The organism is Ruegeria sp. AB11 (genome assembly GCF_056536325.1).
In genome coordinates, this window is sequence record NZ_JBQFJO010000001.1 from 3,810,886 (window position 1) to 3,823,461 (window position 12,576).

The 12,576-nt window shown below is 55.0% G+C and carries 10 protein-coding genes; 2 read left to right on the forward strand and 8 right to left on the reverse strand.

What is annotated here, in order from left to right:
• Position 1 precedes the first annotated feature (1 nt).
• A complete protein-coding gene (locus ACR3EJ_RS19085; protein ID WP_170542784.1) occupies positions 2-796 on the reverse strand; it encodes an ABC transporter permease in 795 nt (264 codons plus the stop codon).
• Positions 793-1,656 (reverse strand): ABC transporter permease, encoded by an 864-nt coding sequence (locus tag ACR3EJ_RS19090; RefSeq protein WP_170542782.1) that lies wholly within the window; start codon positions 1,654-1,656, stop codon positions 793-795. Before ACR3EJ_RS19090 ends, ACR3EJ_RS19085 begins: the two co-directional genes overlap by 4 nt.
• Positions 1,657-1,845: 189 nt before the next feature.
• Between ACR3EJ_RS19090 and ACR3EJ_RS19095 the strand changes: the two genes are divergently transcribed.
• Positions 1,846-2,487, forward strand: coding sequence for a TetR family transcriptional regulator C-terminal domain-containing protein (locus ACR3EJ_RS19095; protein WP_170542780.1), 642 nt, complete (start codon positions 1,846-1,848; stop codon positions 2,485-2,487).
• Positions 2,488-2,771: 284 nt separating this feature from the next.
• Here ACR3EJ_RS19095 and ACR3EJ_RS19100 read toward each other — a convergent pair whose 3' ends face one another.
• The 6 genes from ACR3EJ_RS19100 to urtA all read right to left on the reverse strand — a co-directional run bounded on the left by ACR3EJ_RS19100 (position 2,772) and on the right by urtA (position 11,363).
• On the reverse strand, positions 2,772-4,814 hold the full coding sequence (locus ACR3EJ_RS19100) for an amidohydrolase (protein ID WP_480423268.1): 2,043 nt from the start codon (positions 4,812-4,814) through the stop codon (positions 2,772-2,774).
• Between the two features lie 585 nt (positions 4,815-5,399).
• Positions 5,400-6,095 carry an urea ABC transporter ATP-binding subunit UrtE gene (gene urtE / locus ACR3EJ_RS19105; RefSeq protein ID WP_170542778.1) on the reverse strand — a complete coding sequence of 232 codons (696 nt, stop codon included), beginning with the start codon at positions 6,093-6,095 and terminating at the stop codon, positions 5,400-5,402.
• A gap of 3 nt (positions 6,096-6,098) precedes the next feature.
• Positions 6,099-6,839, reverse strand: coding sequence for an urea ABC transporter ATP-binding protein UrtD (gene urtD, locus ACR3EJ_RS19110; RefSeq protein WP_170542777.1), 741 nt, complete (start codon positions 6,837-6,839; stop codon positions 6,099-6,101).
• Entirely contained in the window at positions 6,836-8,065 is a 1,230-nt protein-coding gene (urtC, locus tag ACR3EJ_RS19115; RefSeq protein ID WP_170703663.1) for an urea ABC transporter permease subunit UrtC, read from the reverse strand. The genes urtD and urtC overlap by 4 nt, the downstream gene beginning before the upstream one ends.
• 3 nt (positions 8,066-8,068) lie before the next feature.
• The gene (gene urtB, locus ACR3EJ_RS19120; protein ID WP_170542774.1) at positions 8,069-10,021 is read right to left on the reverse strand and encodes an urea ABC transporter permease subunit UrtB; all 1,953 of its coding nucleotides are present in this window, start codon (positions 10,019-10,021) and stop codon (positions 8,069-8,071) included.
• 61 nt (positions 10,022-10,082) lie between these two features.
• Positions 10,083-11,363, reverse strand: a complete 1,281-nt coding sequence (urtA, locus tag ACR3EJ_RS19125) for an urea ABC transporter substrate-binding protein (protein ID WP_170542772.1) — start codon at positions 11,361-11,363, stop codon at positions 10,083-10,085.
• A 396-nt stretch (positions 11,364-11,759) separates the two neighbouring features.
• Between urtA and ACR3EJ_RS19130 the strand changes: the two genes are divergently transcribed.
• A complete protein-coding gene (locus tag ACR3EJ_RS19130; RefSeq protein ID WP_480423270.1) occupies positions 11,760-12,575 on the forward strand; it encodes an urease accessory protein UreD in 816 nt (271 codons plus the stop codon).
• The last annotated feature ends 1 nt before the right edge of the window (position 12,576 follow it).

Sequence of the window (12,576 nt, forward strand, 5' to 3'; positions counted from 1 at the left end):
TTCAATCGGAGGATTGGATGGAACGGCGGCGGAAGTATTCGGCAATCAACAACAGCAGAACGGAAGAAAGCAAAAGCAGCGATCCCAGCGCCAACGTGTTGGGCAGCTTTGCCGGAAAGCGAATTTGGCTCCAAATATAGACCGGCAATGTCGGGCTGTTCCCGGATAAGAAAAATGCCAGGACGAACTCGTCAAAAGACACGGTAAACGTGACCAAAAGGCTGGCGATGATGCCCGGCGCGACGATTGGCAGAGTGACGCGCCGAAACGTTCCTACAACGCTTTCACCCAGATCGAACGCGGCCTCCTCCAAGGATTGGTCGAAATCGTCAAATGCAGACTTCATGATCGATACGGAAAAGGGCAACGCCACGAACACATGCCCGAGGATCACGGTGGTCAGGGATGGTTTCAAGCCGACGCTGATGAACAGAACCAGCATCGAACTGGCAACGATGATACCGGGAATGACCAGCGGAAGCATGACCAGTCCCTCAGACAACTCGCGCCCCGTGAAACGATACCGAACATAGGCGCGAGCTGCGAAGAGACCCAGAGATGTTGCCATCAGGGCTGTCACGCTGCCGACGATCAGAGAATTCACCATAGCCTGTAGCAGCGTGTCCTGCTGACCCAACTGCGCGTACCATTTCAGCGTGAACCCCTTTAGAGGGAAAGCCACGATGGTTCCGTCATTGAACGAAAACAGCGGCAAGAGCAGAACTGGCAGATACAGAAACACCAGATAGGCGATCGCGTAAACAGCCAACCATGGGATACGAATGACCTTGGTCATCTGATCCTCCGGCCCAATGCGGTGACGGCCACCACGAACACGATTGCAACGCAGCCAACCGAAAGCATGGCAAGCAGAGACAGGGTTGCACCCAACGGCCAGTTGTTGGCGGCGCCAAACTGCACCTGGATCAAGTTCGCTACCATTTTGCCCTGCGAACCTCCGACCAAGGCTGGAGTGACGTAATCACCCACCGTGGGAATGAAAATGATCAGGCAGGCCGCGATGATACCCGGAACTGTGAGGGGCAGAGTCACGCGGACAAACCTTTCGAGTTTGCTGCAACCTAGATCCGTTGCAGCCTCCAACAGGCTGCGATCGATCTTTTGCAGCGACACATAAATCGGCAGGATCGCAAATGGCGCCCAAGCGTGGGCGAGAGTCAGGACGACGGCGAACTCGTTGTAGAGCAGGAATGTCAGTGGCTCTTGTATCAAACCAAGTGAAATCAGCGCTGAGTTCAGCACCCCGTTGAAGCCTAGAATTAGCTTCCAGCTGAACACGCGCAGAAGGTAGCTGCTCCAAAAGGGAATCGTGATCAGCAACAGCCAGAGGGTCTTCTTCTGTGTCCGAAACGCGATGAAGTAGGCAATCGGATAGGCCAGACAAACCGTTGCCAATGTCACCGCACCCGCAATCGCAACCGACCGGATCATCAGATGCCGAACCAGCGGGTCGGTAAACGCCTCTTGGTAATTCGCCCACGTCAGTGTCCGGTCAATCTCGACATATGTCTGGGTCCAAAAACTGTAGGCGACAAGAATACAAAGAGGCACAGCTACAAGCAGCCCCACGTAGAGTGTCGCAGGCGCACTCAGTGCCAGGCCCTTGCCCGTTTCACTTCGTAGTACTCCGGCCATGCTTCCCTGCTGAACTTCGTTTTCGGTGGCGCGACATGTTGATAACAAAATGGACAATCGTCCATTTAAATCTGGAATTTTTGGACTAGTTGTGTCAACTAATAATTTCGCCACCGGGGCTGGCCAATTTCACACCGGCCACTAAAGGACACCGCAAGAGACTGAAAACAAACAGAGACGCCTGATCAAATGACTGGAAGACGACAAGAAATACGCGAACGAAATCGCCTTTCCTTGATCGAGGCAGTACTCGACTCGGTCGCAGAGAAAGGGATTTCCGAGACCTCAGTCAGCGAAATCATTCAACGCGCCGAGCTATCCCGTGGCATGATTCACCTTCATTTTGGCGGCAAAGACAACTTGGTTGACGAAGCCGCCCGCCACTCTTCCGAACAATACTACAATGGCATTTATGACTTGTTGGAAACGACCGGGCAAACCGGGCAGGAGCATATCGAGATGATTGTTCGGGGCGACTTGAGTGAGACCATTCTCAATAAGAAAAACGTTTCCATTTGGTACGCGTTTCGTGGCGAGGCCCGAAACAGAGCAGCAATCGCTGCGTTTTCAGATACCCGCGATGCCAAGCTTCGTAATCTGGTTTTCAACGCTTTCGCTCGAATTGCGAAAGAAGCTGGAACCGAACACCCTAATCAAGTTGCTAGGGATGCCACGCACGGCACACTCGCAATGCTGGAAGGCATGTGGACCGATTACCTACTCCACCCGGATTCATTCGATCGCGACGAAGCAATGAGAATTGTTTTTCGATTTCTGCGCGCAATGTTCCCGATGCATTTTGACCTAAACGGCGCTTTGTTGTTTGAGTAGAGCTTGCGACAGGTTTCCTATCTGACTGCTTTAGAAGTGGACAATCCTCATCTTTCAGTCAACATGATGGAAGCACAGTACGGACGCAAAGAGTTCAATTGAACCACCTGCTATCCGCAACCCAAAGCTGACGAATGTGCCATAACAATCCGCGAACATCGCAGTAGCGGTTTTATGTGAAGCCATCTCCGGTTGAGTGATGGCCGTTCATTGGAACGAGTACGAAAGGCTGCCTCGCGGGACATTCCGGACACTTGATTACGCGATCTCAACTTGGCTCCAATCTAAACTTTGGAGGCCCATTCGGACACGACGGCCCACCCCAACGCATTTGTCCCGCAACAGCTAACTGCAGAGATTTGCCCCGCCGCAGATGTCGTGCACGACTGAGATACGGGTGAAGCGCAACACGAGCATCCGGCAAGCATGCCTTTCTGGGCGATGCCCGATACATCAGCAAGCGCATACAGCGGCTTTGTTGGCGGATTTATTGTATCCCGGGTTGGCGATAATGACGCGCGGTCGAGATCGAAGTCGTCTGACACTGGAAAAATGTCACCTTCAAGTACGGTACCCCAGATACCGATGTCCTTAATCTTGTAGGCTTCCACCTCGAATGGGTCTTCTTCGAGGATGGTGAAGTTTGCCAACTTGCCGGGAGCGATAGAGCCAACCTCATCCTCCAATCGCAAGGACTGGGCCGCATCAATAGTCACAGCCCGCAAAGCGTCTTCGACCGACAGGCGGTGTTCTGGGCCTGCGACACGGCCGGAGAAGGTCGTTCGGTTTACGCCAGCCCAAACAAGGAATAGCGGTTCACCAGGAGCCATTGGTACATCAGAATGGAATGAGATGGGAATGCCGTTGGCCTTAATTGGCCCAAGGGGCACGATGTCATCTGCACGTTCCGGGCCCAGTCCAAGCTCGCTATATCGATCTGACAGCGCGGTTACGTAGTATGGATTGCCGCTGACGATGCAGCCCAACTCAGCGATCCGTTTTGTTTGATCTTCTCTCGCATAACCAAAGTGAACCAATGTCGTGCGGTGATCCGCCCGCGGCTTCCGGCGCATGTTTCGCTCGACGGCGTCCAAAATCAAATCGACAGCAAGGTCGCCGGTTTGATGAACATGTATTTGGTAACCTGCTTCCCAATATGCATCGAATACGGGATTGAACTCGTCGGGTTGCATGATCCACTCGCCGTGGAAATCGCCGCCCACATAAGGCTCCGAGACCTGCATGGCCAAACTGTAGACAGCGCCATCCGCGAAGAGTTTCACCTGCTTCGGCATGAACGCCGTCTTACCTACACCCCAGTCCAGCAGTTTTTCGGTCTCTTCAATCATCGAACCATTTTGAAAGTGCAAGGCAGCCAGGGATTTCCCGTCAGGTATGAAATAGGTCCTGAGTTGGGTATCGGGTCCTGAAAAAACCGCGTTGGTTGCATCCTGCAGAGGTTGAGACAGCACACCTCCCGGTTCTGCGGCAACAGTGACGCCAGAACGGTGCATGTACTCCCGGGCCAGTCTAAGGCCCGCGCCCAAGCGTTCAGGAGTTGCCAATACGGGTGCGACCGCCGGAAGAACGGCGAACATTCCTGCCTCAAAGAAATACCCGTCTTCAAAGCTCGATTGCTCAAGCGCGAGCCCCGCAAAGCCATTAACAAAGTCTTCGGTGATGCCCAGCAGCTCCAATGCGGGAGTGTTAAGGATCAACTCGTGCGCAGATCGGTGGACTATAATGATTGGGCGCGTGCTGCTGATCTCGTCGAGTTGCGCGCGCCTGATCTCGCCATGAAAGAAGTGGTGATACCCCCATGTCAGCAACAAAGCGTTGGGATCATCCATTACCGCTTCGGCGGCTTGCAAACGAGACTTATAATCCGCCTCATCCTCGGCGGCCTTCGAAAAACCAGTCGGAATGTTCCAATCCTCGATGGATATGATCTCGGAGGTCAGGGTCAATCCGGCGAGGAAAGGATGCACGTGCTGGTCTATCAAACCGGCGATAATGACTTTCTCGGAGAATTGATCGTCCAGTCGAAACGGCTGCGAACCAATCCGGTCAACGAGTGTGTCGCGCGGACCGGCGGCCAGAATACGGTCTCCGACCACGGCAACCGCATTGATAGCAGGGTCGTTGTCCTCCATTGTGATGACGCGCTGCGCTGTGTAAACAGTGATTTCGGGCAGTGTTTGAAGCTGGCTTCCAAAATCCTGCAATGACGAAGCCGCTTGAGCAGACGTGGCATGAGAAATAGCGATCATTGACGCGCTTCCAAGGATGGTCAATGCAGTGCGGCGGGTAACATTCAGTTTGGTCATAATTTTTCGATGCTCAGTAAGACGATATTTGTCTGAGCCTAGCATCGAGATGATCTAAGGCAGAAAGGAAAATTAATGCCGATCTTGGATTGCGGGCCAAGTTTCTAAGTCAGAATGATGTTCTGATTTAGCGACTGACCCCGACCGCTTTGGGCTCCTTCGAGACATTCGCGGCGTCCCGGCTAAATGTCAGGTTTTGAGTTCTCAGAGGGAAGGCCTCAGCTAAAAGCCATTGGACATTGCTGAACGGTTGTTACGTGAACAACCTTCTGGTTGCATCGTCACCCATCTGGGTCCTCATCACTCCAGCGACCAATTTCGTAAAAACTGGGCGACGCGATTGTGACTGCCGCTACTGCGAGTGACTTGATTGGTTTCATAGTCTTTCTCCTTTCTCGGATCAGCGGGGTTCATCTGATCATGAGTACTTGCCCTTCAAGGCAGGAGACATCGAACAACGGGATTTCAGAAGAAAATACAGTTTCAATTGAACGTGTTCAGAGGATCAAACCATATCCCGAGCCTAAATTAAGCCAAGTTTTGCGTTTCATTTTTTAATCCTGAAACTAATTTCAAGTATCAGCGCTAGACTGTTACGGCCTGCAACAACTCATCGCGTGTCACGTCTTCCCTGGTGCCGTTGATTAAGACTTCTCCACGTCGCAACGCGACAAATCTGTCGGCAAGATCATAGGCAAAGTCAAAGTATTGCTCCACTAGAATGATTGCGATTTCGCTCGTGGTTCTGAGGTGCCGAATAACTTCGCCTATCTGTTGGATGATGTTGGGCTGAATACCTTCGGTCGGCTCGTCCAACAGAAGCAGGCGTGGTCGCGTTATCAGTGCCCGCGCGATCGCCAGCTGTTGCTGCTGACCGCCAGAAAGGTCACCTCCGCGACGGTTTTGCATCTGCTTGAGAACCGGGAACATGTCAAAAATTTCATTTGGAATGAAATGCTCGCTGGCTGGCAGACAGGCGCACCCCGTTTCAAGGTTTTCGCGAACTGTGAGCAAAGGAAATATTTCACGACCTTGTGGAACATAAGCCACACCTTTCCACGCCATTTGATGAGCAGGCAGGACACCCAAAGGTTCCCCATCCAGTTCCAAATTGCCACCCGAGCGTGGATGCGTCCCCGAGATTGCTTTCATCAGGCTGGTTTTCCCGACGCCATTGGTCCCCATGATGCAAGTCACTTCACCTTGTCTGGCTTCCATGGAAATCCCGTTGAGGATTTGCGAATGCCCATAGTGCAAAGTCAGATCGGTCAGTTTCAGCATTGCTTAGCGCCCCAGATAAACGTCGATGACGTCCTGATTGGAAGTCACGTGATCAAGACTGCCTTCAGCCAAGACAGACCCTTCGTGCAAAACCGTGACTTTGCAGTTCAGACGCCTGACAAACTCCATATCGTGTTCCACTACGACCACGGCGCGAGTTCTGGCGGCCTGAACCAGCAAATTGGTCGTGTGTTCGCGCTCCTGCGGTGTCATACCGGCGGCAGGTTCGTCCACCAGCAAAAGCTGCGGCTCCTGAGCCAGCAGCATGCCGATTTCCAGCCACTGCTTTTGACCGTGGCTCAGTTCGCCAGCTTTGCGGCTTAGGTGCTGATGCAAACCGATCTCGACGCTCAGATCGTCAACTTTCCGCAAATCGTCTTTGGAGGGTCGATAGAAGAGAACGCGAAGCCAGCCGCGTTTGTTCTGAAGCGCCATAAGCAGATTTCCGTGTACGGTCTGGTCTTCGAAAACCGTCGGCTTCTGAAACTTCCGCCCGATGCCAGCCTGCGCGATTTTTGCTTCGGACATTCTTAGCAAAGATACGGATTTCTTGCCCCAGATGACGCGTCCATTATCGGGCCGAGTTTTTCCTGTGATGATATCCATGAATGTGGTCTTGCCTGCCCCGTTCGGGCCGATCACGGCGCGAAGCTCGGCCTCGCCGATCTGGAACGACAAGTTGTTGATAGCACGAAAACCGTCGAAAGTGACCGAAACGCCGCTAACCTCAAGCAAAGTGCTCATTCGATGGCCTCCTTCTCTCGCAGGGCTCCGTCATCCGGTCCCAGATTTGCCCCGTGCCTGTCCGGGTGGCGGCGGTCGGTCCACAAGTCGAACAATCCTCCGATGCCCTGCGGGGCGAACAACGTAACCAACACGAAAGTTACGCCCAGTAGCACCTGCCACCAGTCGACCCATTTGATCGTGTAAAACCCAAGCGAAATATCCGGGGCCTGCCCGCCCGTGAACCACGTACTCAGAAGACTGACAAAAGCTGCGCCAATTACCGCGCCATACAAGCGACCTCGTCCACCGATTGCGACCCAGACGGCCAAATAAATCGAGGCGATTGGGGCCATCTCCTCGGGGTTGATGATGCCCGCTTGCGGGTAATAAAGCGCGCCAGCAATGGCCGCGATACAAGCAGTCAGGGTGAAGACGGCCAGTTTGTAGACTTCGACCGAGTATCCAAGGAACCGCACCCGCGCCTCGTTATCGCGGATGCCGCGAATGACCGAGCCGAATTTGCCCGACACGATCCACGCAGCGAGCAAATAACCTAACCCCAGTGCCAGTGACGAAGCCCAGAGGAACCAGATCGACACCACGTCCTGCGAGGCGGAGACACCGGGCAGGTTCTGCAGGCCGGACAAGCCGTTATTGCCACGTAATCCGCTGTCGTTCTGAAACAGATACAGAGCCAGTGCCAACGTCATCGCTTGTGTCAGGATCGATAGGTACACACCGGTGACACGGCTCCGGAAAGCCAACCATCCGAAGATCAGCGCCAGAAGACCGGGGACTAGCACAATCAGGATCAGTTGCAGTGTCAGGCTATGGGAAAACGCCCAGATCAACGGAAATTCCGACGATCCGACCACGCCAAAAATCTGCGCTCCGATGGCGTCCACCACCTCGGCTGAAGTCGGTGGAATTTCGGCCTTTGCCAGCGAGTCGACCACGATCAGGCGGGTGCGTTCGTACATCAACCACATGCCGATCATGTAGCCCCCCAGCCCGAAGAAGGCGAAGTGACCCAGCGACAGGATGCCGGTGAAGCCCCAGACCAGATCCATCGCCACTGCGATCAGGCAGAGGCACAGGGTCTTGCCCAGCGTTTTGACGAAACTGGTCGAAATTACGCCGATCCCGAACCCTTCGGACAGGATCGTCACGCCCAGGGTAAACAGAGACAGGATCGCCAGAAAGACCAGCACCGAGGGGTTCTTGGCGACAAAGCTACGATCCATGGCTCAATCCCCCGCGGCGCGACCTTTGAGGGCGATGATGCCCCGCGGCCGGAATTGGATGAAAATGATGATGAAAATGATCATGTAGGTTTGGGCTGCAAGAGTGTTCGACGGGTTCATCCACTCGATCCCTTTCTGCAGAAAGCCGATCATTCCGGCACCCGCCAGCGCCCCCCAGATGTTGCCGACACCGCCGACAACCACGGTCATGAAGCTTTGAACGATATAGTCGCTGCCCAAGTCCGAGGTGACCTTAGCGAACAGACCAATCGCAACCCCGGCGACCCCGGCGATACCCGAGCCCAACCCGAAGGTCAGCATATTCACGCGCCCCGGATTGATTCCCATCGACCCCGCCATACGCGGGTTCTGCGTCACCGCGCGCATCTCAAGCCCGAGCCGCGTGCGCTTCATAATGTAGAGGAACAGTCCCAGAAAGATCATCGCAAGCACAAAGATCGCGATGCGGATGTAGCTGATCGAGACCACATCGTTCAGCACCCACGCCCCATCCAGCCAGCCGGGCGCGGTCAGCGGGCGGGCCTGCGTGCCAAAGATGTTTTTGGCCAGTTGCTGTAGCGCAATCGAAATGCCGAAGGTCGCCAGCAGCGTCTCAAGCGGCCGGGCATAGAGCCAGCGGATCACCAGCCGCTCCATCGCGACGCCCATGGCAAATGTCACGGCAAAGGCCATGGGGATTGCCACGATGATCGAAAGCGTGTGGTCAGGGATAAACTGCTGCACCACGTATCCGGTATAGGCGCCCATCATAATAAACTCGCCATGGGCCATGTTGATCACGCCCATCACGCCGAAGGTGATGGCCAGACCAATGGCGGCAAGGAAATAGATCGACGCCAGTGAGATCGCGTCCAGCGTCAGGTCGAGCGTCTGGTTCAGGCCGACCTTCAGCTCGATCTGCTCCAGTGCCTTCTTGGCTGCTGCGGTCACTTCGGACGACGGCTCTGCATAGATTTCAAAGAACACATGGGAGTCCAGCGCGATGTCGACATCAGTTTGCGTGATCAACGCCCGAACGGTTCGGGCTTCAGCTAATTCCGCATACGCCTGCGCGCGGGCGGCGTCGGTGTTCAGTTGCACGACCGGAATACCTCCCACGCGACCTCCGTCGATATTGGCGGCCAATGCCGCGCGAATGTCATCGGGTGATACACGCAGCGCGGCCAGGTCGCTGGCAACCAGCAGATCATAGGCCGCATCACGCGACAGGTCATGCGATCCGGGTTGCAGGAGATTGGCGATACTCACGTCGGACGGCAGGTCTGCCGCCGTTTGCAGTTTGGTCACGACCAGAGGGTTTAGCGCCGCGCGGACATCGACCCCTAGATCATCGGACATCTCTTCAATAGCGGTCACTCGGGCCGAAATATCCGCGTCGTATCTAATGGTCAGCAACCGTTCCAGCCGCTGTTTTTGCGCTTTCAACGCCGCGTCTGGTTCAGCTTCAATGGACGCGCGCAGGGGTTCTAGCAGAGCACCTTCGGGATCGCGCTGGATGGATTGCAGGGCCGCCAGACGTTTCGCGCGATCCGGATCGGTCAGTTGGAACCGGACCAGAGCGGTCCCGATCATCGCGCGGATACCGCTGTTGGGTTTCAACTGCTTAAGCTCGGTTTTCTCGAACGTGCCGACGACTTCTCCGGTGTCGAAATCGGTCAATTCATACGACCGCCCCTCACCTTTCTGGCCAGAAAAGAACAGACCGTCAGACTTGCGCATCCACATATTCTTGGCGGCCCACGTCTCAAGCATCACTTGCGCCTGAGGCAAACCGCTCGACGCAATAGCATCAATCGCTGGTTTGATCGTCTTGCGCGAGCTTTTGGCGATGATCTCCTGATGTTCTTGCAGGATCGGTTGCAGACCGGCCTCTTGCGCGTTGGCGGTCAGGCAGGCGCACAGGATTGCGAGGCCCGCAAGGAATAGTCGTACCATGTGGTGAAACCCGAATGTCTCTTGTGGCAAGGCGGGCGAACAAACCCGCCTTGCGTGTCGGTTAGTAGTTCGACAGGGTCTGAACGCAGGTTTTGGTCTCGGTGTTGTACATACCGCAACCCAGCTCTTTCCAATCCGAGATCAGCACCGCCGACTCCGGCAAGAAGTCGGTCCAGGCGTCACCCGGCACGACGTCGGTTTCGCTGATGATATCGAACTGACCGTCTTCCTGAATTTCACCGATCAAAACAGGTTTCGCCAGGTGGTGGTTCGGCAACATGACCGCAGTGCCACCAGTCAAGTTCGGGAATTCCTGCCCGTACATCGCCGCGCGTACAGCATCGACTTCGGTCGAACCGGCCTCGGTCGCGGCATTGACCCACATGTTGAAGCCGATGTAATGCGCTTCCATCGGATCGTTGGTCACGCGTTCATCACCCATGGTGGCTTTCCATGTCTCAACGAACTCTGCGTTGACGTCAGTGTCGGCCGATTGGAAGTAGTTCCAAGCGGCAAGGTGACCGACGAGGTTCGTGGTATCCAGACCGGACAGTTCTTCCTCACCGACCGAGAAGGCCACGACCGGAATGTCATCTGCCGATACACCAGCCGCTGCCAGTTCCTTGTAAAACCCGATATTGGCGTCACCATTGATGGTCGAGATCACACCGACTTTTTTGCCATCCGCGCCCAGCGCGACCACGTCAGCCACGATCTTGGACCAGTCGGAATGGCCGAAAGGCGTGTAGTTGACGAAGATATCGTCATCAGCAATACCCTTCTGCTTCAGATAGCTTTCAAGGATATTGTTGGTAGTCCTGGGGTAGACATAGTCCGTGCCGAGCAGAGCGAATTTCTCGACCCCCAGTTCCTCCAGGAAATAGTCGGTCGCAGGGATCGCCTGCTGGTTCGGGGCCGCTCCGGTGTAGAAGACGTTTTTCGAGCTTTCTTCACCCTCATACTGTACCGGATAGAATAGAAGGCCGTTCAGTTCTTCGATCACCGGCAGGACTGACTTACGACTGACCGAAGTCCAGTTGCCAAAAATCACATCAACTTCATGCACAGTCAGAAGCTCACGCGCTTTTTCCGCGAACAAAGGCCAGTCCGATGCGGGATCCACTACAACGGCCTCAAGCTGCTTGCCCAACAAACCGCCCTTGGCGTTTTGTTGATCGATCAGCATTAGCATCGTGTCTTTCAGCGTCGTTTCCGAGATTGCCATCGTACCCGAGAGCGAATGCAGTACTCCGACCTTAATAGTGTCTTCGGCCGACAGCGCAGCGGTGGCCATGGCAGCAAATACTACTGATCCGGCGAGCGTGGATTTGAGCGATTTCATCTAATTCTCCTGGCGAGGCCAGCAGAGAAGGCTTGCGCAATTGCGCATTATTCATCTACCTGATCCCCGCAACTGTTGTTGCGTTCCGTGTGGCGGTTGTGATCGAGGTCCAATTCGCGCAGCCGTCACACACCCTACGAATTCTTTCCGCGGTGGCACCCATACGGTTTCTGCATTGCAGCATGCTTGGCAACGTACGTTTGCCTCGATTCTGGAAATCAGTGAGATGTGCCCATTTTTTGATCTCGCGCTGACACCACTGTCTAAAATTTAGCCACACGACATGGAAATATACAGTTTTCGACACTGTAGATTAGAGTTCCGGCGCCTCAACAGAGAAACAAGTCGCACGATCCGACGCTCTAAAGGTGCCCTATTACACAAGCTGCAGTCATATTGCCCACGCACGGCGCAGTGCCGCCACGTGCTGCAGGTGCCGTCAGCCTGAGCACCAAGAAGCTGGGCAAAAAGACGGTGCTGGACACGTTTCGCCAGTCCGGGTCATTTAAATGCCTGTTTCCCAGAACCACGACGCCTGATCTTGATGCGGTTCTTCTAAATACTGCAGGCGGCGTAACCGGAGGGGATTCGTTCCGATTTTCTGGCAAGGCTGCGGAAGGTACGGCGCTGACCTTGACAACTCAAGCCTGCGAGCGGGCCTATAAGGCCCAACCCGCCGAATGTGGCCAGATTACCAATCTTTTGACGGCCGGGGCTGGGGCCCGTTTGAACTGGTTGCCGCAAGAGACCATTCTGTTCAATGGCAGCGCATTGGATCGACGCCTCAGGATTGATATTGCACCGGATGCCGAGATGCTGATGGTCGAGCCGCTGATCTTCGGTCGCGCCGCCATGGGTGAGACGCTGACCAACATTCGTTTGCGCGACCGGATTGAGATTCGGCGCGCAGGGACGCCAGTGTTTTTGGATGCGATTCGATTCTCTGGTGACTGGCACAAGCATTTGTCCCGGCCGCATATTGCGAACGACGCGGGTGCGATGGCGCTGATCGTCTTTGCGTCGAAGGCAGCGGAGGGTCATCTGGATTCTGTTCGCCAATTGCTGCCCGAGGACGCCGGGGCGACCCTGCTCGGCAGTGACCTGCTCGTCACGCGGGTTCTGGCCGAAAACAGCTTTACCCTTCGCCGGACGTTAATTCCGGTTCTTCGCAAACTGAACAAAGACACCCTCCCCCGATGCTGGATGCTCTGAC

What these genes read in the sequence shown, in the direction of transcription:
- urtD (WP_170542777.1), bottom strand. Translation starts at nt 6,839, where the DNA reads ATGAGCACTTTGCTTGAGGTTAGCGGCGTTTCGGTCACTTTCGACGGT.
- urtE (WP_170542778.1), bottom strand. Translation starts at nt 6,095, where the DNA reads ATGCTGAAACTGACCGATCTGACTTTGCACTATGGGCATTCGCAAATC.
- ACR3EJ_RS19090 (WP_170542782.1), bottom strand. Translation starts at nt 1,656, where the DNA reads ATGGCCGGAGTACTACGAAGTGAAACGGGCAAGGGCCTGGCACTGAGT.
- ACR3EJ_RS19095 (WP_170542780.1), top strand. Translation starts at nt 1,846, where the DNA reads ATGACTGGAAGACGACAAGAAATACGCGAACGAAATCGCCTTTCCTTG.
- urtA (WP_170542772.1), bottom strand. Translation starts at nt 11,363, where the DNA reads ATGAAATCGCTCAAATCCACGCTCGCCGGATCAGTAGTATTTGCTGCC.
- urtB (WP_170542774.1), bottom strand. Translation starts at nt 10,021, where the DNA reads ATGGTACGACTATTCCTTGCGGGCCTCGCAATCCTGTGCGCCTGCCTG.
- ACR3EJ_RS19085 (WP_170542784.1), bottom strand. Translation starts at nt 796, where the DNA reads ATGACCAAGGTCATTCGTATCCCATGGTTGGCTGTTTACGCGATCGCC.
- ACR3EJ_RS19100 (WP_480423268.1), bottom strand. Translation starts at nt 4,814, where the DNA reads ATGACCAAACTGAATGTTACCCGCCGCACTGCATTGACCATCCTTGGA.
- urtC (WP_170703663.1), bottom strand. Translation starts at nt 8,065, where the DNA reads ATGGATCGTAGCTTTGTCGCCAAGAACCCCTCGGTGCTGGTCTTTCTG.